Here is a 16981-nt window from a genome sequence, read left to right as displayed (position 1 = left end):
ACTACTCGCAACACAACACACAAATCACGAGGAGGATGGCCAAGTGGCCACGCTCAACCAAACGCTTGACGCCATCCAGCGTCATGTCGGCTTCCCACGCTCGCGCGGCTATAGCGTCGCAAGGCGCCTCCAGGAGGCGCGTATACTGCCTATTGGCGGACCCGGAATTGCGCCTGCACCGGGCCAGCGCGACGTTTGTCTTTTGCTCGCCGTCCTGATGTCGGCACCGAAACTCCATGAGGCACCGGACCATGCGCTCGCTTACGCGCTCATGACTCCGGGCGGCGCGGTACTATCCGCTGATGCGCCGGCCCGCATTCCGCGGTCTGCGCTGGAATTTCTGGAAGTGAAAGCCGAGGTAGCAATTGGCGGTTCGCCTGAAGCTATCCAGGACGTTCGCGCGCACCGTTACGAATTCGTCCACGGCTGGCGCGAATTTTCGGCGCATACGCCGGAAGGCACTGTAACCCGCTTCGTGTTACCCGGTGCGCTCGCGTCACATCAACAGGCGCCGCACCGCGTTGCTGGCGTGGTGAAGGGCGAAGCTTTTGTAAATTTGATGAAGGAATTGTTTTGATGGCATTGCTCAAGAAGAAAGAGGCGGCTGAATACCGCATTCCCTCCCTCGCTGACGCCGATCCGGCTTATGCCGCGCTTCTGCAAAAGCAATCAGACCTGTACGCACTGCAATCTAAACTTAACAGTGAGCGTCGCGATCTGCAGAAACGGATCGATGAGTCTGGGTCGACCGGGCCAACTGTCCCAGCGCGAGTCGCGGAATTGCTTGGCGACGCGACTGACAGCACGCCGATGCTCCAAAAGCAGGCGACCGATATTCGCGCGCAACTGGCGGATGTTGAAACCGCCATTGAGATAGTTCGTCGCCGGTTGAGCGACGCAAAAGGCCCAGCAAGCCGGGCCGCATGCCAAATTGCGAAGCCAGAGTACGGTCGGCGCGTCGCAGCAGTGGCCAAGGCGCTTGAGGCACTCGCTGAGGCGAGGGCTGGTTATGACGACCTGCGCAACCAATTCGAGGCCGAGGATATCTCTTGGGGATCGTTAGTGCCGATGTCGCTTGGCTTCTTGGGTGAACCGCGCGACGGCCACATTCCGCGGTTTATCAAGGAAGCGAAGGAGGCTGGTTATGTCTAACGGATCCGAACGCACTTCTAACGCGGCCGACCGCAAGCCGGTCCGCCGCAGTGTGAAGCTGCCTGGCGAAAGCCGGCACTCAGAGTGCTCGGACTCGCCTGCTGTGATTGCACGCAAGTTGATGCAAGCGAAACGCGAGAAGAGATTGCGGGCGACGCAACGTAATGGCTGAGACAATCTCGGGTTATGCCATTTCCTGGAATAGGCCCGCCATCATCGCGGGGCTTTTCGAGGAGCGATTCGCGCGCGGTGCATTCGACAAGCACCTTGCGCAGAATCCAGATGTCGCCGCTCTCTGGGCGCATGATCCAAGCAGGCCGCTGGGGCGTATCAGCAACGGCAGCCTTAAACTGCGCTCGGACAATGCGGGGTTATATTATGCGCTGACACCAGATCCTGCTGCACCGCTCGGTCAAGAGGCATTGGCGACGGTGGGCAACGGCACGGTTAACGAGGTCAGCGTCTCATTCACTCCGGTTGTCGAGGAGTGGGATGACAGCGGCGATATTCCGAAGCGACTGATCACCGAGGCGAAGCTGTATGAGATCAGTTTGGTTTTGTGGGGTGCTTACGGCAAGGACACCTCAGCTCAGATCAGCCGGGCCTCTAGCAACAGTATGGCTGCCAAGCGTCGTATCGAGATGGCGCAGCGCAAGCGAGGTATCCTGAAATGACGATCAACGGATTGGTGCACTCCTGGGATCGCAGCCGCCGTCGCGGCATCGCCGAACTGGACGACTGCAGCACTGTGCAAATTCATGCGAACAACCTAGCGGCAACGCGGCGTCGCCCCGAGTGGCAAGGCCCTTTCGAGATGCGCGCTGGCGATCGCTTCGAATGCGTGCGTGACGATGATGGGCGCGTTGTTGATGTTTTGAGGATTTGGTGAGGATAAAATGAGCTACGCAACTAAGGTTTATAAGGAAGTCGGCGGCGACAAGATGACTGTCGTCGCAGGTGGCAGCCTTCAAATCGGCAATGTTACGTTCTCTGTCAATGCCGCCGGCAAGCTGATCGTCACCGGCCTTCCCACCGCGGATCCGCACGTCGTTGGCCAGCTTTGGGTCAACAGCAACGTGCTTACTGTGAGCGCGGGTTAGCGACTGTGACGGGGAGGGGTGTTCGATGGCTCTAAATCGATCGCCCTTCAAAGACCGGCCGCCTCCTAAAACGCGCGCATCTGCAATTCAGACCCCCAGGGGTAAAATGCCAAGACAACGAACGCCCGCTGCCAAGGCGCGCATTGAGGGGCGACACCTCATCAATGCCGGCCGTTTCAAGCGCAACGAACCGACTGCCGACGCGATCGGTGATCCTCCGAAATGGTTGACCGGCCCGCAGGCAACCGCCTGGCGTGAATTCGCTGGCGAGTTGCCTTGGCTGAACCACAGCCACCGCGCCTTGCTGGAAATCGCAAGCGTCGTGCGCGCTCGCCTGCATTCGGGCGAGGAGGTTGGCACTAAGGCGCTTTCGCTGTTGAGATTGTGCCTAAGCAGCATGGGGGCGACTCCAGCCGATGCGAGCAAAGTTTCGTGGGCGCCCGAGGAGGAGACCGATGACCTGCTCGATTAAAATCGAACTTCACGACCTTCCTCCTGAACTCACCGAACCCCCGCCCGACGCGCGCGGTTGGCTCGCCTGGCAGCCGTTGACCTGCAAAGCGTGGCGAAAGCTCGACGGCAAATGGCTGCCGATCGCCGAAGCAAATGCCATTGTTGAAGCAAGAAGGAATTCCTTTTGACCGCACTTGCCAGCTACTCCACCGGCCTTGCCACCGTCTCGGCGGGCGGAACGACCATCACGGGTTCCGGCGCGATTTGGTCAGGGACCAGCGTCAAGCCTGGCGACATTTTCCAAATCGGAAACTTTCAGTCGGTCATCTCCGATGTGACCGACACGACGCATCTAGTCATTCCACCATGGGGCGGCGGCAATCAGAGCGGCGTCGCTTATGTGATTTGGCAGGTCTCGCCGCAACGCTTTGCCGGCGCCGAGGCGATGTCTACTGTGGGCAAGCTCGTGGCTGCATTTGAGACGTCGGGGTTCTACGTCTTCGTCGGCATCGATGAGACCGAGCCAGATCCGTCGCTCGGCAACGATGGCCAGTTTGCATTCCAGCCGACCACGGCCAAGCTCTGGGAGAAGGTCGGCGGCGTTTGGACCTATCTCGGCATCTTCAAGGCGTTCAATCTGACCGGCGCCTACGATAGTGTCAGGACGTATTCTTACGGCGATGTGCAGGTCACGTCGGGCTCGTCGTACATCTATATCAACGATACGCCGAGCGCCGGACATACGGCGCCGAACACGACCTATTGGCAGTTGCTAGCGAGCAAGGGCGATGCCAGCACAGTTCCTGGTCCCGGCTATGGCGGTACCTCCACCACATCGCTCACCATCGGCACGGGCTCCAAGGCGTTCACCACGCAATCCGGTCTCGCTTACACCAATGGCGCGCGCGTGCGTGCCAGCTCGGCGGCGAACACGTCGAACTGGATGGAGGGTCTTGCGACCTACAGCGGCACAACGCTGACGATCAATGTCGACAAAACGAACGGTAGCGGCACGCTGGCGGATTGGAATTTTAACATCGTTGGCGAACCTGGGGCTGGCGCAGGTGTCGCTGTCGGCGGGCAATGTCAATTCCAGTATTCCAGCTCGACGAGTGGAATACTCATGCCAAAGCGCGGCAATCAGCTTTTTGTTAATGGCTCTCTGATGTCCGTCCCGTCGGCCGGTGTAGGAACGGGGACGCTCGGAAGCCTCACCAGCAACACGCTATATTATGCATATGCGTACATCAGTGGCGGCTCAATTGCGCTTGAAGTATCGACGACCGGACACGCCACGGATACAACATACGGGCACGAAATAAAGAGCGGCGACGCGTCGCGATCGCTGGTCGGGATGTTCTATACTAACGGTTCGGGCCAGTTGGTGAGCACCGCAAACTCGGCTCTGGTGCGGTCGTGGTACAATCGACAGGCGACCGCGACACGAGCGGCTTATACGGCCGATCGTAACAACTCCGGGTTCGGCGGTGCGATCGCGGAAGTTAATTCCGAGATTCGCAATAGCGTCGTGCTTTGGGCAGACGAGGTGTGGGACATCACATTGGTGTCAACGTTCTCGCTTCCCTCCACTGGCCAGAGCGCTACAGTGGGTATCGGGCTCGACGCTATGAACGCTTGGCAAGATGGCGCGGTGAACTACAATTCAGACACGGGCGGGAATCGCATGGTTGCCCCGGTGAACTACAAAGCAACCGGTCTGTCCGACGGCTTTCATTATTCGACGCTGATTACGCAAACAGTATCCGGCGTCACTGCGACGTTTAGCGGTAGTGCTACTTCAGCTTCTTTCCGAACGATTTTGACTACAGCCATTTTGGCGCCATCGATGTGAAGGTGGTGTCGCCGCGTGAAGGCGGCTGGGCCAGCCTTTCTTTCGTCTAAATTCGAGCACTAGTTTTGGTTTTTGAAAAATGGAGAATTCAAAAGTGGCTATGGGGACAGTTAAGTGGTTCAACCCGACGAAGGGCTACGGGTTTATTCAGCCGGACTCGGGCGGCAAGGACGTCTTTGTTCACATCTCGGCAGTCGAGAAGGCTGGATTTAGCTCTCTCGCCGAGGGCGCAAAAGTCAGCTTCGACGTCGTGAACAATCGCGGAAAAGACTCGGCGGAGAATTTGCGAGTCGGTTGATCCACCTTGGGCGCCGCGGTGCTCAAGCGGCGCCGCGCAGCGGCAAGGCGAGCTGCAATGCAACAGGAAGGCTCGCGTTAGCCTGGACGAAGGCTTCGAGCGCTGACGTCAGGTCCAACCGTTCCCGAGCAGCACGTTCTGCCAACGCATCTGCAATGTCCTCAGTGGCATCGCGGGACCAGCCCTCGATGGCGTTGAACGCGACAATTCGGACGGGATAGGCGTATTGGCCGGAGAGCAAATCGCGCAGCACCGTTTCCCGGTCGGTGTCCTGCTCGTCTGTCTCGCGCCAGGCACAGCCTGCACGTGCGCCGAAGTCTTCGAGAACCAAATAGATGTCGCGGTCTAGACGATCCAGCGGGACAATCGAGGGCGACTGACGCATACGCTTACTCCGATACTACCACTCGGCGGAGAGGCGGCCCCGGCTGGCACGGGGCTAGGGGTTAGGGCCGGGGCCGCTCCGCCAGCTCCGGGGACGAGCCGGCAACGAACGTAACCGTGTATGAGTTGGAGAGTTCCTCCAGGTTCGTCGTTGATGCTGCTCAGTGAGAGATTACAGCCCCGCCAACTACCGCTGATGGCCCAGGCCGAAACCTAAGACGAGCGCCTTCTGACGTAGTGCGCCAACGGTCCGCTTCATCTCCTTGGAGATCTTCGCCACGGAAGTCCGATCCTTCGAGTGCTTCTTGAGGGTTCGCAATTCAGCGGGTGTCCACTCACGGCGAACAGGCTTCTTCGTCTTCTTGGCCACTCGGCGCTCCTTTGATGTTGAGGAGCGCGGTCTAGCCACATAACGCGCAGCGCGCAACAATCATTGAAAATCAATTTCGGAGAGCGAATTGGCTGACAACGAACAACTAATTCTGTCAATTTCGGCCGACACGCGGGCGATGCAACGTCAGCTTGATAAGCTGGTAGGGCAGATCGGCGCGGTTGACAATAGTCTTGGAACCGCCTTCACGAAGGCGCCCAAGAAGATTGACGACGTCACGAAGTCGCTCGGCGCTGCAAAATTCCAGACTGCCAATCTTGCTGCCCAATTTCAGGACATTGCGGTTCAGCTTCAGGGCGGCCAATCGCCGTTCACCGTCGCCCTGCAGCAAGGCACGCAAATCAGCCAAGTTCTGGGGCAGGGCGGGGCAACTGGTGCCGTGTCGCTACTGAGCAGTGCTTTCGCGTCGCTCTTATCCCCAACGTCGCTAGCAACGATTGCCGTGATCGCCTTAGGTGGCGCAGCGGTGCAATACGGCGCGAAAGCAATCGGTGCTGTTGACGACGTTGACGAGAACCTGAAGGCGCATGCAGAGCTAATCAGATCTCTCCAGGAGGCCTATGGCGATGCCGCTAAGGGCATCGACGTCGTAGTCAGAAAATCGTCAGAGGTCCAAGCGGCGCTGCTAGGGCTGAAAACCGATGAGGTTCGAAAGAATCTCCGCAACCTGACCAGTTCTCTTCTGGCAACGGTCACGACCTACGTCCAACTTGGTGACGCCGCGGGGCAATTCACTGAAGAGAACAATCCCAAATACAAGGCATTCGGCGACACGATCAACTCTCTTCGCAAGCAGTTCGCGGATGGAGTGCCAGATGTTCGCGCCTTCCGACTCGCCGTATCCCAGATTGTTGAGTCGTCGAGTGATCCAAGCGTTCGAAAAATCGGGCGCGAATTGCTCGACATGTCTCAGAGCGCCGGCCTCGCAGAAGAAGCCATCCAAGGCACATCGAAGGCGCTGCGCAATCTCAGCGCTGACGCGTTGGCCGCGGCAGAACAGGGCGAGGCCTTTGCGAAGTCAATGAAGGCGCTGTCGACGACAGTCTCGCCAAACCTCGACGACCGGGAAAAGATCCTCAAGAACTACACCGACGCGCTCGAAAAGGCCGGGAGCACCGAGGAGCGTCTGGCCGTTGCACGCGTGCGAGACGATCAGTTGGCCATCCTGTCGTTCAACGATCGGAAGAAAGCCGCGCAGGAAGCAGCTAACGAGCAAGAGCAAGCGCTAAAGAGTTTCCAAAATCAGATCAATTCGCAATCTAAGCAAAACGCCAAAACTATCGGTGCAACGCCGGCCATCGGCTCAGGCGTTCTCTCACTTGCTAACATGGAGATGATTTGAATGAGTGCGATCAGCGCGCTGGTGCAGAGCAATGCTGTGCACATGATGACCGACTCGCTTTTGTATGTCCGGGGAAAGGTGGTGCAGACCGACTTTCCGAAATGCCTACCGATCAGGGGAATGCGAGCGGCCATTGCGTCGACAGGACCTGCGAGCTTCGCTTACCTGCTTGCAGAGATGCTGGCGACAAGCTGCACCACGTTTGACCAGGTTGCCGCCAAGGACCGGGAGTGGTTCCACGGTGCGTTCGATTGGTACATTGAGAACGAGCGCGCTGGCGCAAGTGAATATGCGACCGTCGTACTGATCGGCTGGCTAGAGGCCGAAGATCGGCCGGCTGCCTTTGCGATTGAGCTGTCAAACGGCGGAGAGAAGGCCGAGTGGGTGAAGCGCAACAATGCGCATACTGATCCCAGCAACGTCGCGCACAATCTTGTCGAGCTACCCATCCTGGCAAACCCGATTCCACCAGTCGAAGACTTGCGTGCCGCGGGATGGCGGCTTGGAGTTGACCGTGATGCGCGCGATGCAGAGGTTGACCTGCTCCACATGCTGGAGATCCAGCGCCGCCGTCGCGCCACCGATGGCAGATATTATGTCGGTGGCCACGCCGTCCTCACGACTGTCACGCGCGAGGGTGTGGCGCAGCGCGCGGTCCACCATTGGCCGGAGGATCGGGTTGGCAAGCCGATTAGGCCTAAGCCGATGGATTGGAAGGGTTGGAGGACGAGGCGGGTGGCGGCGTGAGGTCAGCCCGTGGTTAACGAATTATCACCATTTTCTTGTGATCCTCTCGACTCTCAAGGGGAGTTCCATGGCTGAAACCTCGATCGAGTGGACCGACGCGACGTGGAATCCTGTGGCCGGTTGCACGATTCTCTCGCCTGGCTGCACCAATTGCTACGCTATGCGGATGGCTGCGCGCCTCGATGCCATGGGCCTTGCGAAGTACGAAGGCCTGACGCGAAAGAGCGGCGGCAGAGCGAAATGGACCGGTAAGCTTTATCTCGATCGTAAGGCGCTGGAGACGCCAAAGAGCTGGAGTAAACCGCGTCAGATCTTTGTGAATTCCATGTCCGACCTCTTCCACGAAGAGGTGCCGGCGGATTTCGTTGCTGAAGTTTGGTCGACGATGGCCGCGACACCACAGCATACGTACCAGATCCTCACCAAACGGCCGGACCACATGGCCAAAATCACCTCAGGTCTGCCGCTGCTGCGCAACGTTTGGCTCGGCACTAGCGTAGAGAGCGCGGACTATCTCGGCAGAATTGATGAACTGCGTGCGGTGCGCGCTGCGGTACGGTTCATCTCGTTTGAGCCACTGCTCGGGTCTGTCGCCAACGCCAACCTCAAAGGTATTCACTGGGCGATTGTCGGCGGCGAGAGTGGTCCAAAGGCTCGGCCGATGGATGCGGCGTGGGTTCGCGAAATTGAGTCCGCTTGTCGCCGCTACGGCACCGCATTCTTCTTCAAACAGTGGGGCGGTAAGAACAAGAAGGCCGCAGGTCGCATGCTGAACGGCCGCACCTACGACGAAATGCCGGCCTTGAGTATATGATTGCCGACATTCCTCGCCAACTTGATCGCTGCGGGATTCTGACTAGAGATACAGAAAAACAGAGAGAAGCGCTGTGGCCCCTCGTGCAGGGGTAATGGCAGAGGGTCAAGCACCGCTCCAAATATGGTCTCTAGCCGCTTCTTAGCATAGGCCTCTAGCGCGACGAGATCGGCCTCGCGTCTCAAGGAGACGCCGTCATCGCCGCCAAAAAGATCAAACGTTGTGTTCGCAGAATATAGCTCGCGCTCCCATTCGTTCGTACCGAGCATGCGCGTTAGAGCAGCTCTCTTATCCTCATCTAAGTCGGCGTGATCACGCGTCGCTTGACGGTAAAAGCCTGCTAGCGAAAACAAGTACCAAACATCTATTGCTTGAGTCTTCGCGATAGCTACCAAGGTCGACCAGTCAACCTCCATGCCGTATGGATCCAGGAATAGAACGGCGCGCGTCGATCTCCAGCTGTTTGAAGCGAGTAAGGACTTCAGCCCTTCGTTGGCATCATTCTTTACGACCGCGATGCGCCTATCCGGGTGTCGCGCCCGCAAGTCCTCAAGCGCTCGGACATAAGACGGCTTGTTCTCGATGAACACCAGAAAATCGAAGCGGGGCGTCACATCGATTGCGATTTTAGCGGAGCCGCGGCGTCGCTCTATCCGCTCCGGTTCACCAGCGTCAATCAAGTTGGCTGGAATAGCCTCATGGCGAATTGTCCGATAGCCGGTGCCCGCGAAGGCGTCGATGTACCAAAGCTCAGGGAATTTCTTACGCAGAGCGGTCGTAAAGAAGTGAAGGTATTTCTCGACTATCGATAACTTAAGCTCGGTATGTTGGTCGCCAAACTCGTGATCGGTCATATCGCTATCTTTGCGACTTCAGGCCAGTGGCAATTTGCAAGACCGTCCGAAGCACGTCATCAACAACGGCCTCTGTCAGTTGCTCCATTTTTTCGACAGGGAATTCGTATGCTCTGTTACCTCGATTTCGTCCGGAGCCTTCTTGGATGTGCACATAACCAGGCGCATGGGCGACAAAGACGTAAGATGCGTGCTCTTTCCCGGTGGCGGATACTTCGATGGATGGGCTCACTTGATTCCCATGTGGCGAACTAATGATGACCCGTCCGCTCTGATCGTTGATGTCGAGCTTCATCTTGCCTTCCCAAAGTTTCTGAGCTTGCAACAGTCTGGGAAGAACGCGACTTTTGAGCTCCTCACCTGCAGCTTTCATTTCTGCTTCTCGGCGCTGTTTAGCGGAGATCTCAGCGCTTCGCTGGTTTGCTGATGCCTGAAGGGCATCGTCGAGCATTCGCTTTAAAGTATCATCCGACATATCTTGCTCCCGTTCCTCAAATCACCGGACAGTTCTGATCGCCGCCAGCCCATCCTAGAAGCAGCGTCTTGTATCTCTCGCTTGCCAGCGTGTTGCCCGAGCGAACCGTTAGCTTCGAGCCAGTCGGTTGTTTATCGACACGGGCGGAAACGTAGTAGTTGCGCGTTCCCATGTTGATCAAGGAAAGTGTTAGCTCGCCATAGCCGAGTTCTGAATACAGCTCGGAGTCCACTGCAAAGGAAGCGTAGGCGCCAACGTTACCGGCAAAGCAGCGCTTCGCAGTGGTCGAAACCCTCCGATAAATTTCCTGGTAGTTTTCGGAATACGTCTGGACGATCGGTGCCGCTTTGGCTTCAAGGTCGGCCGGAGTTGAAGAGCAGCCCGCAAGCAGCAGCACGGCGCAAAGCGCCGCAATCGCAATTCTACCCATGTGAAAAGCCCCGGCCTAAAAAGTAGGCACATCCAACAACAACCAGCGCGCGAGATCAATAGCTTGCGCGCGTATGTATCCACAACCCGGGAAAAATATGCACAAAAGCGCTCCCGGGCGGATGTGGCCTCACCCCCCGGCATGGCCTTCAGCGCCTGCCGCATGGCCTGCGGGCGGGTAGGGGCTTTGCCTACACGTTTTGGGAAGCCATAAAGTCAGCCCAAAGTCGCGCCTTTTTGTTCTGGTACTTGATGCAATCGTCGTATCCGTGAATGCCCTTTGAAGCGAGCAGTGCTTCTGCCCGTTTCATTGTCTCAATTGCCCGTTCGCAACGTTCGAATTGCTCCAGGGCTGCAAGGCCGTCGACCTTTGAGAGCCATGCTAGGATAACGAGAGTTTCTTCGTGCATCTCGACCGTGTGCTTGGGATGCATCATATTTTCGGCCCGCTGTTTCTCCTTCGCTTTAATCCCCTCATCAGAGGTTGGCTGCTTCTCCTCGAAGTTGGGCCGCCACTGTCCTTTTGAATTTTTTGGCTTGCGCATGGGGTTGTCCTACCTGGGTGCCGTCCATGAAAAACGCTCGGCGCGGCTGGCCGGTTGCGCGCGATTTCGCCTGTGGACGCGCCGAAGCGCCCCAAGGTAGGGCTGGATTTTTCACCGAATCATGGGATGGTGTCCGTGGGTGTGGAAACCCGGACTTGGACTAAGGCGGCCCTTGGCGGGGCGGCCTGACATTGCGCGAAGGAAGCCTTGGCGGGTTTCCTCAGGCGCTCATCGGTAGCGCCTTGGCGGGCGCACCAACTCGGCCTTTATGCCGGGGGCGGTGCGTCATGTCCAGAGCGAAAGCTTAAAAGCGCTGCCGACCAGTCGTCCAGGCTGGTTTCCACCCCCCGGCTGCCGGTCTGTAACCGGCGGGGCTGTGGAAAGCCATCAAACTGGACGAGCATCACAAATGACCACCACCATCGAGTTTAAGGCCACGTCTTCCGTTGTTGCCTCGGAAATTGCGCACCTCCGCAACGGCTTTGCCGTCCTACGGGGCATGCTCTATGACCTGCGCGATATGGAGGCGGAGATCACGCCCGAGACGCTCGCTCGCCTCCTGTGGACCGCTGACCACGTGAAAGCAGAACTGGACGAGGCGGCCGGCCACGCCGACGAGCTTGCCGACGACGAGCGCGCTGTGTGGGCTGCCAGACGGTCGGCGGTGGTGCTGCAGGCGGCGGAATAGGCCGTGTTACAATAAGCCAAGGGACGGCTGAGTCGCCGCCAGTGGATGGTCGAAACCCATTGACCCGATGCGGCGGCTCAGCAGTCCCACCATTTGTGCGTCGGCACTGGCCGGCGAGGTTTTCAGAGCAATCTATTCAAGGGGCACGCTCTTGCCCGTTTCCGCCAATGACAATCGTATGCAGCCGCGTGGGCTCCGTCGCGCGGCTGCAGCGCGCTATTTGGGCATCAGCCCGACTCACTTCGACAGGCAGGTGCTGGCTGGCGCCGTCCCCAAGCCGCTGGGGCTATTCGGCGTGAACATCTGGGACCGGGCGGCCCTAGACCTCCTATTCGATGGTGCGCCTCAGCCGGTCAATGACAACGAATGGGACAGCGTTCTGGGCCATGACGAAGAGACCGAGACATCTTCACGTCTACACTGACCGCCATGGCCAAGAGCGCATTTACCTGCGCAAGCCGGGCGAGAAGCGCGTTCCGCTGACTGGACCGCTATTCAGCTACCAGTTCTGGGAGGCCTATCACAGGGCTGCGCAGAGCGTTGCTGTGGCCATCCAGACCGATACCCAGCCAGAAGATCGTAATCCGGCCGGCAGCGTGTCAGCGGCGATTGCGGGCTACTATGGCAGCGCGGAATACAAGCAACTAGCCGATAGCTCGCGCAGCAACCGTAGGCGCATCTTGGAGCGTTTCCGGAAGGAGCACGGAACGAAGTCTCTGGCCAAGCTAGAGACGAAGCACATCAACGCCATCATCGATAAAAAGGCCGATAAGCCCGCGGCAGCGAACGAACTGCGGAAGCTCCTGCACATCGTATTCGAATATGCCATTGGCGCCGGCATGCTCACCGAGAACCCGATCAAGCGGGCCAAGCGCGTCAAGTACGTTAAGCGCTCTCACCGAGCTTGGACGGATGCTGACGTTGAGGCCTATCGCAAGCGGTGGCCTGAGGGCACGCTACAGCGGCTCGGGCTGGAGGTATTCATCCACACCGGCCTGCGCCGCAGCGACGCCGTGCGGCTTGGCTGGAGCCACGTTAAGGACGGCTGGATCACCATCACCACCGTCAAGTCGCGGCACCGAAAGACGCTCAACATCCCGATCCACCCGACGCTCTGGCGCCACATCAAAGACACCCCGCGCAACCAGGGCACGTTCCTGCACACGAAGTGGGGCAAGGACCGTAGCGCCAAGGGTGCAACGAACTGGATCCGCGACGCTGCCCACGATGCAGGCCTGCCTTCCGACTCGTCGCCACATGGCCTGCGCCATGCCATCTGTGTTCGGCTCGCTGAGGCTGGATGCACGCCGCACCAGATCCAGGCCATCACCGGTCACGACAACCTGGCTGAGATCGAGACCTATACAAAGGCCGTGAGTCAGAAGCGCTTGGCGCAAATCGCCATGGACAGTTTGGCTAACCCCCAAAGTGGGTTAGCCAATATCGATGCTAACATATTGAAAATGTTGGAAGCTTTGGCGCTCCCTAGCGGAATCGAACCGCTCTCTCCACCGTGAAAGGGTGGCGTCCTAACCGATAGACGAAGGGAGCAAACGCAGGGCCCTGCCGTTGTTCCCGGCACGGCCGCTGGCCGGCCGAGTCGGGCCCGGCGGCTTGCAGCGGGCGAACGTATAGTGGCCTTTCTGGCTCCCGGCAAGCCGTCCGGGACCGGTCTTTTGGCCCCGGTGGACAGCGCCGGCCCCGGGATGATCCGGAGGCGATTTCAACGGTTTCTTAGGGTTCCCTGAGTAGCGCTGGAACGGGAGATCTTTCGCCAATGCCACCTCCGAAAAAGCGCGCTAGCCGCAAGCTGCTGTCGCAGCATGCCTGGATCACGCTCGACGGTGGCTTCGCCGCGCGGCATTGCCTGGTCCAGGACATCTCGGATTCGGGCGCCAAGATCACGCTGGACGAGGACGCGAGCCAGCTCCCGGGCGTAATCAGGCTCGCCTTCGCACGCGATGCCCGCACCGGGCGGAGCTGCCAGGTGGTCTGGCGCCGCGGCAAATCAGCCGGCATCAAGTTCATCTGATCGGGGCCGCGGAAGGCCCGATGGCGCGCGGCGCCGGTCCGGGCTAGAACGCCGCCATGCGCGCGCCCCTCCTCATCCTGATCTCGTTGCTGGCCACATCCGCCGCCGCAGCGGAGGCCCTGCGCCTGCCGCCTGCCGAGCAGCCGAAGGCAGGCACGACCGTGCCGCTGAAGGGCGCGGCCGGGAAGGCACGGGCGGGCTCTTGCGCCACTTACGGCCCGCGCTTCGTCATGGTCGAGGGCACTGGGACCTGCGTGAAGATCGGCGGCTCGATCAGCATCGACACCACCGTGAGGCGCTAGAGCCCATGCCGGTGGATCTGCTGCGCCTCGACCTCGTCGTTCCCGTGCTGATGTACTGCGCGCTGCTCTGGTGGGTCGGCCGCGGCTTGAGCTGGACGGCGCGGCTGGCGACCGCGGCGGTGACCTTGGTGCTGATCGTCTGCGTGCTGATGGTCGAGCGCGGCTGGCGCTAAAGCATGATCCGGAAAAGTGCGCAGCGGTTTTCCGAAAAGGTCATGCTTAAACAAGCGATGACGATTCATCCTGATCGTATTGCGCCTTAGCGCCAAAACAAAAACGCGAAAACAACCCCATGCACAGTAGCGTCAAGTGCTGAGATGACGCTGGACGCTTGCGCCAAAACGCAGATTCATTGTGACGTCAGCGCAGCTTGCGCCGCGCTGCCGGTTCACGACATCGTCGGTGCGACATGCTGTGCAAAACCGGGCCGTTTGCCGAGCTCGGCGAGCCAGCGCGTCAAATGCGGCTGCGCCGGCCGGGTGATGCCCTCGACGCCGAGCCAGCGCCGCGCATAGGAGCCGAGCGCGATGTCGGCGAGCGTGAACGCATCGCCCTCGATGAAGCGGCGAGAGGAGAGCAGGCGGTCGGCGATGGCCCAGACCTCGGCCGCGGCATCGGCATCGCGCTGCACCTGGATCATGTCGCGCTCGGCGGGGGCCGTGCGCACGATGCCCCAGAACACCGGGCGGTCGACCGGCTGCACCGTCGACAGCGTCCAGTCGAGCCAACGGTCGACCGATGCGCGGCTCTTCGGCGCCTCCGGGTAGATCGGCGTGCCGCTTCCATGCGCGAGGCAGAGGTAGCGCAGGATCGAATTGGATTCCCACAGCACGAAGTCGCCCTCGACCAGCGTCGGGATCCGCGCATTGGGGTTCATCGCGAGATAGTCGGCCTCGCGGGTCCTGCCGTAGCTCATGCCGGCGTCGACGCGCTCATAGGGCAAAGCGAGCTCGGTGAGGCACCACAGCACCTTCTGCACGTTGACCGAATTGGCGCGGCCCCAGATCGTCAGCTTGGTGTCAGGCATGAGGCGTCTCCCGCGGCGTTGTCGCTTGCCGCGGGTGATAGCGGAATTCGCCGTTCGGAGCGATCCGCGATTGCGGCGCGCCTCTCATGCAAAAAGCTCCGCCCGAGGCGAAGCTTTCGTTGCAAAACAACTCGCAAACTTGAACCCGTCGATCAGCGGCCGAAGAACAGCCACAACAGAATGATCACCGGGATCGGCACGCCAAGCATCCACAGCAACAGCCCTCTCGCCATCACATCCTCCTCCAATCGGCTTCGTTGAAGAGAGAACGTCGGGTGCGGGAGCTTGTTCCTGCCGGCGCCTTACCAGTGGCCGGTATTGGGCATCGATGCCCAGGGCTCCTGCGGCGGCTTCGGCTCGCCCTTCTGCAGCAGCTCGATCGAGTGAAGGTCGGGCGAGCGAACGAAGGCCATGTTGCCATCGCGCGGCGGACGGTTGATGGTGACGCCGGCCTTCATCAGCTGCGCGCAGGTGGCGTAGATGTCGTCGACCTCATAGGCGAGATGGCCGAAGAAGCGATCCTCGCCGTACTTCTCCTCGTCCCAATTCCAGGTGAGCTCGACCAGCGGCGCGCCGCGCGTCTGCGGCTGCTTCTTCAGCGCCTCGAGATCGTCCGCCGAGCATAAGAACACCAGCGTGAACCGCCCCTTGTCGTTCTCGATCCGCCGCACCTCCTTCAACCCGAAAGCATCAACATAGAATTTCAGCGCGACGTCGAGATTGCGCACGCGCAGCATGGTGTGGAGATAACGCATGGTTGTTGCTCCCTATCGTTCGGAGGGTTTTGCTTTGGGCCGGGGCGGCGGGAGTAGGAGATAGCAGGAAAGTGGGAGGAGGGGCAGGGGGCGGGGCAAATGTGTGTGAAGGGAAAGGGTTGGCGAAGCGAGCCAGCCGAGCATGGACTGGAGCCGCGGAGTAGGGGGGCTAGCGATGGCAAATGACCTGAGCAGCCCTGTCGCCGCCAAGGTCCCTCTGAACTGCTCTTGCGACGGTTGCGGTGAACCCCAACTCCGCCGGCGCGACCCATCCATATGCTCCAAGCCGTGCTCAGCGCGATGGTGGATATTCTCCTGTTGGCCGCATGGAGCCGTGGTCAGGTTCTTCGGCCTGAAAAGGCGTCGAGATCGCCACGGCCATCTTCGGCCTCGGCTGTATCGTGATCGGCTCTGTGGTGTTGGCGCTGGGGCACTGACGAGGGAAGCATCGTGAAGACGATTACACTACTTGCCGTGGCGGCGATGTTGCTGCTGGAGGTCTTCGGCCCGACGTCGAGCGTCGGTGGCTCGATGGGCTTCATGCTGGTCTTTGTCGCCGTGATGCTGGCGGTCGCGATCTACGAGGCCTGGTCGAACAGGCGCGGAGCGATCGGATGGACCGTGAATGTTTTCGCGTCGGTCGTTGGCGGTCTGACGGCAATTGCCCTCATCGGAATGGCCATGGATACGATCCTCCCGTATCTCCACCTCGAAGGCTCGCTCGCATCGTCGCAGCATCCTCTGAAGTATGTCGTGGTCACAGTGATTGCGATCTTGATGGTGCTGGGATCATGGATACCGCTCCGGATCGTCAACCGGCTGCGCGATTAGCTGAAGGATGGAGGCTGTCACCTGAGGGGCGAGGCGGCCTGAACACGAGATGGCCGCGCCGCTCCGTGGGGAGCGACGCGGGACGGGAAGTCTGCCGTGCAGGACGCCGGCTTACTTCATGTTGCTGCGGGTCTTCGTGCCGCCCTGGTCGCTACCCGGGCCGGAGCCGCCCTGGCCGGAGGCGTCGGGCTTCACCATTCCGCCCTTGCTCATGCCGTCCTTGCTCATCCCGGTCGTGCCCTTGGTCATCGAGCCCTTGTTCGGGTTTTTCATGCCGGGCTTCTGCATGTTGTCGGACTGCGGGGCGGGGCCGGTCTGGGCAAAGGCGGAGCCGCACATGAGACCGAGTGCGGCGGTCGCGATCATGAACTTTTTCATCGCAAGCTCCTCGTTGGTTGCATGGGCCAACGGGAACGCGGAAGCCATGTTCCTCGGCTTGACGTTCAGGAGGAAAGAATTCTCCGACGCCGGAAGTCGCCGCCCGCGATTTATGTCAGCAGGCGTGCGTTC

General features: G+C 59.9%; 28 protein-coding genes and 1 tRNA gene. 19 read left to right on the top strand and 10 right to left on the bottom strand.

Annotated features, from left to right (window positions below):
• Positions 1 to 43 precede the first annotated feature (43 nt).
• From GA0061098_RS13740 to GA0061098_RS13710, 9 genes are all read left to right on the top strand, one after another.
• Entirely contained in the window at positions 44 to 577 is a 534-nt protein-coding gene (locus tag GA0061098_RS13740; RefSeq protein WP_129590856.1) for a hypothetical protein, read from the top strand.
• Positions 577 to 1152, top strand: coding sequence for a hypothetical protein (locus tag GA0061098_RS13735; RefSeq protein WP_091956794.1), 576 nt, complete (start codon positions 577 to 579; stop codon positions 1150 to 1152). Before GA0061098_RS13740 ends, GA0061098_RS13735 begins: the two co-directional genes overlap by 1 nt.
• 164 nt (positions 1153 to 1316) lie before the next feature.
• On the top strand, positions 1317 to 1826 hold the full coding sequence (locus GA0061098_RS13730; protein ID WP_091956793.1) for an HK97 family phage prohead protease: 510 nt from the start codon (positions 1317 to 1319) through the stop codon (positions 1824 to 1826).
• Positions 1823 to 2041: a hypothetical protein gene (locus GA0061098_RS43735; protein WP_129590855.1), complete on the top strand. Its 219-nt coding sequence runs from the start codon at positions 1823 to 1825 to the stop codon at positions 2039 to 2041. Before GA0061098_RS13730 ends, GA0061098_RS43735 begins: the two co-directional genes overlap by 4 nt.
• A 7-nt stretch (positions 2042 to 2048) precedes the next feature.
• On the top strand, positions 2049 to 2252 hold the full coding sequence (locus tag GA0061098_RS13725; RefSeq protein WP_091956792.1) for a hypothetical protein: 204 nt from the start codon (positions 2049 to 2051) through the stop codon (positions 2250 to 2252).
• Positions 2253 to 2358: 106 nt separating this feature from the next.
• The gene (locus tag GA0061098_RS13720) at positions 2359 to 2724 is read left to right on the top strand and encodes a hypothetical protein (RefSeq protein WP_165637368.1); all 366 of its coding nucleotides are present in this window, start codon (positions 2359 to 2361) and stop codon (positions 2722 to 2724) included.
• Entirely contained in the window at positions 2708 to 2893 is a 186-nt protein-coding gene (locus tag GA0061098_RS43730) for a hypothetical protein (RefSeq protein WP_129590854.1), read from the top strand. Before GA0061098_RS13720 ends, GA0061098_RS43730 begins: the two co-directional genes overlap by 17 nt.
• Positions 2890 to 4557 (top strand): hypothetical protein, encoded by a 1668-nt coding sequence (locus GA0061098_RS46080; RefSeq protein ID WP_245323297.1) that lies wholly within the window; start codon positions 2890 to 2892, stop codon positions 4555 to 4557. Before GA0061098_RS43730 ends, GA0061098_RS46080 begins: the two co-directional genes overlap by 4 nt.
• A 79-nt stretch (positions 4558 to 4636) precedes the next feature.
• A complete protein-coding gene (locus GA0061098_RS13710) occupies positions 4637 to 4855 on the top strand; it encodes a cold-shock protein (protein WP_165637346.1) in 219 nt (72 codons plus the stop codon).
• A 22-nt stretch (positions 4856 to 4877) separates the two neighbouring features.
• Here GA0061098_RS13710 and GA0061098_RS13705 read toward each other — a convergent pair whose 3' ends face one another.
• Both GA0061098_RS13705 and GA0061098_RS13700 read right to left on the bottom strand, forming a co-directional pair.
• The gene (locus tag GA0061098_RS13705; protein WP_091956790.1) at positions 4878 to 5240 is read right to left on the bottom strand and encodes a hypothetical protein; all 363 of its coding nucleotides are present in this window, start codon (positions 5238 to 5240) and stop codon (positions 4878 to 4880) included.
• A 186-nt stretch (positions 5241 to 5426) separates the two neighbouring features.
• The gene (locus GA0061098_RS13700) at positions 5427 to 5609 is read right to left on the bottom strand and encodes a hypothetical protein (protein WP_091956789.1); all 183 of its coding nucleotides are present in this window, start codon (positions 5607 to 5609) and stop codon (positions 5427 to 5429) included.
• An 88-nt stretch (positions 5610 to 5697) separates the two neighbouring features.
• Between GA0061098_RS13700 and GA0061098_RS13695 the strand changes: the two genes are divergently transcribed.
• From GA0061098_RS13695 to GA0061098_RS13685, 3 genes are all read left to right on the top strand, one after another.
• Positions 5698 to 6972 carry a phage tail length tape measure family protein gene (locus tag GA0061098_RS13695; protein WP_091956788.1) on the top strand — a complete coding sequence of 425 codons (1275 nt, stop codon included), beginning with the start codon at positions 5698 to 5700 and terminating at the stop codon, positions 6970 to 6972.
• Positions 6973 to 7719 carry a hypothetical protein gene (locus GA0061098_RS13690; protein ID WP_091956787.1) on the top strand — a complete coding sequence of 249 codons (747 nt, stop codon included), beginning with the start codon at positions 6973 to 6975 and terminating at the stop codon, positions 7717 to 7719.
• A gap of 67 nt (positions 7720 to 7786) precedes the next feature.
• Positions 7787 to 8533 carry a DUF5131 family protein gene (locus GA0061098_RS13685; RefSeq protein WP_091956786.1) on the top strand — a complete coding sequence of 249 codons (747 nt, stop codon included), beginning with the start codon at positions 7787 to 7789 and terminating at the stop codon, positions 8531 to 8533.
• Here GA0061098_RS13685 and tcmP read toward each other — a convergent pair.
• The 4 genes from tcmP to GA0061098_RS13665 all read right to left on the bottom strand — a co-directional run bounded on the left by tcmP (position 8503) and on the right by GA0061098_RS13665 (position 10836).
• Positions 8503 to 9387: a three-Cys-motif partner protein TcmP gene (tcmP, locus tag GA0061098_RS13680; protein WP_091956785.1), complete on the bottom strand. Its 885-nt coding sequence runs from the start codon at positions 9385 to 9387 to the stop codon at positions 8503 to 8505. The genes GA0061098_RS13685 and tcmP overlap by 31 nt on opposite strands.
• A gap of 4 nt (positions 9388 to 9391) precedes the next feature.
• Complete coding sequence (locus GA0061098_RS43725; protein WP_129590853.1) at positions 9392 to 9862, bottom strand: hypothetical protein; 471 nt, start codon at positions 9860 to 9862, stop codon at positions 9392 to 9394.
• Between the two features lie 16 nt (positions 9863 to 9878).
• Complete coding sequence (locus GA0061098_RS13670; RefSeq protein WP_091956783.1) at positions 9879 to 10292, bottom strand: hypothetical protein; 414 nt, start codon at positions 10290 to 10292, stop codon at positions 9879 to 9881.
• A 190-nt stretch (positions 10293 to 10482) separates the two neighbouring features.
• A complete protein-coding gene (locus GA0061098_RS13665) occupies positions 10483 to 10836 on the bottom strand; it encodes a hypothetical protein (RefSeq protein ID WP_091956782.1) in 354 nt (117 codons plus the stop codon).
• Between the two features lie 409 nt (positions 10837 to 11245).
• Here GA0061098_RS13665 and GA0061098_RS13660 point away from each other — a divergent pair, with 409 nt between their 5' ends.
• From GA0061098_RS13660 to GA0061098_RS47415, 3 genes are all read left to right on the top strand, one after another.
• A complete protein-coding gene (locus tag GA0061098_RS13660; RefSeq protein WP_091956781.1) occupies positions 11246 to 11524 on the top strand; it encodes a hypothetical protein in 279 nt (92 codons plus the stop codon).
• Between the two features lie 151 nt (positions 11525 to 11675).
• Positions 11676 to 11948, top strand: a complete 273-nt coding sequence (locus GA0061098_RS13655; RefSeq protein ID WP_129590852.1) for a hypothetical protein — start codon at positions 11676 to 11678, stop codon at positions 11946 to 11948.
• Positions 11860 to 13041 (top strand): tyrosine-type recombinase/integrase, encoded by a 1182-nt coding sequence (locus tag GA0061098_RS47415; RefSeq protein WP_091956976.1) that lies wholly within the window; start codon positions 11860 to 11862, stop codon positions 13039 to 13041. The genes GA0061098_RS13655 and GA0061098_RS47415 overlap by 89 nt, the downstream gene beginning before the upstream one ends.
• Here GA0061098_RS47415 and GA0061098_RS13645 read toward each other — a convergent pair.
• Positions 13001 to 13075 (bottom strand) — tRNA-Glu (locus GA0061098_RS13645). The genes GA0061098_RS47415 and GA0061098_RS13645 overlap by 41 nt on opposite strands.
• A gap of 226 nt (positions 13076 to 13301) precedes the next feature.
• On the opposite strand from GA0061098_RS13645, the gene GA0061098_RS13640 reads away from it, so the two are divergent.
• From GA0061098_RS13640 to GA0061098_RS13630, 3 genes are read left to right on the top strand one after another with little or no spacing between them, the layout of a single operon-like run.
• Positions 13302 to 13556, top strand: a complete 255-nt coding sequence (locus tag GA0061098_RS13640) for a PilZ domain-containing protein (RefSeq protein WP_091956779.1) — start codon at positions 13302 to 13304, stop codon at positions 13554 to 13556.
• 56 nt (positions 13557 to 13612) lie between these two features.
• Positions 13613 to 13858 carry a hypothetical protein gene (locus GA0061098_RS13635; protein ID WP_091956778.1) on the top strand — a complete coding sequence of 82 codons (246 nt, stop codon included), beginning with the start codon at positions 13613 to 13615 and terminating at the stop codon, positions 13856 to 13858.
• Between the two features lie 5 nt (positions 13859 to 13863).
• Positions 13864 to 14031, top strand: a complete 168-nt coding sequence (locus GA0061098_RS13630; protein ID WP_091956777.1) for a hypothetical protein — start codon at positions 13864 to 13866, stop codon at positions 14029 to 14031.
• Between the two features lie 215 nt (positions 14032 to 14246).
• Here the strand turns inward: GA0061098_RS13630 and GA0061098_RS13625 are convergent, their stop codons facing one another.
• Both GA0061098_RS13625 and GA0061098_RS13620 read right to left on the bottom strand, forming a co-directional pair.
• Positions 14247 to 14885, bottom strand: coding sequence for a glutathione S-transferase family protein (locus GA0061098_RS13625; protein WP_091956776.1), 639 nt, complete (start codon positions 14883 to 14885; stop codon positions 14247 to 14249).
• Between the two features lie 302 nt (positions 14886 to 15187).
• Entirely contained in the window at positions 15188 to 15640 is a 453-nt protein-coding gene (locus GA0061098_RS13620; RefSeq protein WP_018323103.1) for a VOC family protein, read from the bottom strand.
• A gap of 483 nt (positions 15641 to 16123) precedes the next feature.
• On the opposite strand from GA0061098_RS13620, the gene GA0061098_RS13615 reads away from it, so the two are divergent.
• Entirely contained in the window at positions 16124 to 16471 is a 348-nt protein-coding gene (locus tag GA0061098_RS13615; RefSeq protein ID WP_091956775.1) for a hypothetical protein, read from the top strand.
• A gap of 111 nt (positions 16472 to 16582) precedes the next feature.
• Here GA0061098_RS13615 and GA0061098_RS13610 read toward each other — a convergent pair whose 3' ends face one another.
• Positions 16583 to 16849: a hypothetical protein gene (locus tag GA0061098_RS13610; protein WP_026202876.1), complete on the bottom strand. Its 267-nt coding sequence runs from the start codon at positions 16847 to 16849 to the stop codon at positions 16583 to 16585.
• Between the last annotated feature and the right edge of the window lie 132 nt (positions 16850 to 16981).

Source organism: Bradyrhizobium shewense, assembly GCF_900094605.1.
GTDB classification, from domain to species: domain Bacteria; phylum Pseudomonadota; class Alphaproteobacteria; order Rhizobiales; family Xanthobacteraceae; genus Bradyrhizobium; species Bradyrhizobium shewense.
The sequence above is the reverse complement of the archived record's forward strand: the minus strand, read 5'-3'. Positions and strand labels throughout refer to the sequence as shown.

What these genes read in the sequence shown, in the direction of transcription:
- GA0061098_RS13735 (WP_091956794.1), top strand. Translation starts at nt 577, where the DNA reads ATGGCATTGCTCAAGAAGAAAGAGGCGGCTGAATACCGCATTCCCTCC.
- GA0061098_RS13730 (WP_091956793.1), top strand. Translation starts at nt 1,317, where the DNA reads ATGGCTGAGACAATCTCGGGTTATGCCATTTCCTGGAATAGGCCCGCC.
- GA0061098_RS43735 (WP_129590855.1), top strand. Translation starts at nt 1,823, where the DNA reads ATGACGATCAACGGATTGGTGCACTCCTGGGATCGCAGCCGCCGTCGC.
- GA0061098_RS13725 (WP_091956792.1), top strand. Translation starts at nt 2,049, where the DNA reads ATGAGCTACGCAACTAAGGTTTATAAGGAAGTCGGCGGCGACAAGATG.
- GA0061098_RS13720 (WP_165637368.1), top strand. Translation starts at nt 2,359, where the DNA reads ATGCCAAGACAACGAACGCCCGCTGCCAAGGCGCGCATTGAGGGGCGA.
- GA0061098_RS43730 (WP_129590854.1), top strand. Translation starts at nt 2,708, where the DNA reads ATGACCTGCTCGATTAAAATCGAACTTCACGACCTTCCTCCTGAACTC.
- GA0061098_RS13710 (WP_165637346.1), top strand. Translation starts at nt 4,637, where the DNA reads ATGGAGAATTCAAAAGTGGCTATGGGGACAGTTAAGTGGTTCAACCCG.
- GA0061098_RS13705 (WP_091956790.1), bottom strand. Translation starts at nt 5,240, where the DNA reads ATGCGTCAGTCGCCCTCGATTGTCCCGCTGGATCGTCTAGACCGCGAC.
- GA0061098_RS13690 (WP_091956787.1), top strand. Translation starts at nt 6,973, where the DNA reads ATGAGTGCGATCAGCGCGCTGGTGCAGAGCAATGCTGTGCACATGATG.
- GA0061098_RS13685 (WP_091956786.1), top strand. Translation starts at nt 7,787, where the DNA reads ATGGCTGAAACCTCGATCGAGTGGACCGACGCGACGTGGAATCCTGTG.
- tcmP (WP_091956785.1), bottom strand. Translation starts at nt 9,387, where the DNA reads ATGACCGATCACGAGTTTGGCGACCAACATACCGAGCTTAAGTTATCG.
- GA0061098_RS43725 (WP_129590853.1), bottom strand. Translation starts at nt 9,862, where the DNA reads ATGTCGGATGATACTTTAAAGCGAATGCTCGACGATGCCCTTCAGGCA.
- GA0061098_RS13670 (WP_091956783.1), bottom strand. Translation starts at nt 10,292, where the DNA reads ATGGGTAGAATTGCGATTGCGGCGCTTTGCGCCGTGCTGCTGCTTGCG.
- GA0061098_RS13665 (WP_091956782.1), bottom strand. Translation starts at nt 10,836, where the DNA reads ATGCGCAAGCCAAAAAATTCAAAAGGACAGTGGCGGCCCAACTTCGAG.
- GA0061098_RS13660 (WP_091956781.1), top strand. Translation starts at nt 11,246, where the DNA reads ATGACCACCACCATCGAGTTTAAGGCCACGTCTTCCGTTGTTGCCTCG.
- GA0061098_RS47415 (WP_091956976.1), top strand. Translation starts at nt 11,860, where the DNA reads ATGGTGCGCCTCAGCCGGTCAATGACAACGAATGGGACAGCGTTCTGG.
- GA0061098_RS13640 (WP_091956779.1), top strand. Translation starts at nt 13,302, where the DNA reads ATGCCACCTCCGAAAAAGCGCGCTAGCCGCAAGCTGCTGTCGCAGCAT.
- GA0061098_RS13635 (WP_091956778.1), top strand. Translation starts at nt 13,613, where the DNA reads ATGCGCGCGCCCCTCCTCATCCTGATCTCGTTGCTGGCCACATCCGCC.
- GA0061098_RS13630 (WP_091956777.1), top strand. Translation starts at nt 13,864, where the DNA reads ATGCCGGTGGATCTGCTGCGCCTCGACCTCGTCGTTCCCGTGCTGATG.
- GA0061098_RS13625 (WP_091956776.1), bottom strand. Translation starts at nt 14,885, where the DNA reads ATGCCTGACACCAAGCTGACGATCTGGGGCCGCGCCAATTCGGTCAAC.
- GA0061098_RS13620 (WP_018323103.1), bottom strand. Translation starts at nt 15,640, where the DNA reads ATGCGTTATCTCCACACCATGCTGCGCGTGCGCAATCTCGACGTCGCG.
- GA0061098_RS13615 (WP_091956775.1), top strand. Translation starts at nt 16,124, where the DNA reads ATGTTGCTGCTGGAGGTCTTCGGCCCGACGTCGAGCGTCGGTGGCTCG.
- GA0061098_RS13610 (WP_026202876.1), bottom strand. Translation starts at nt 16,849, where the DNA reads ATGAAAAAGTTCATGATCGCGACCGCCGCACTCGGTCTCATGTGCGGC.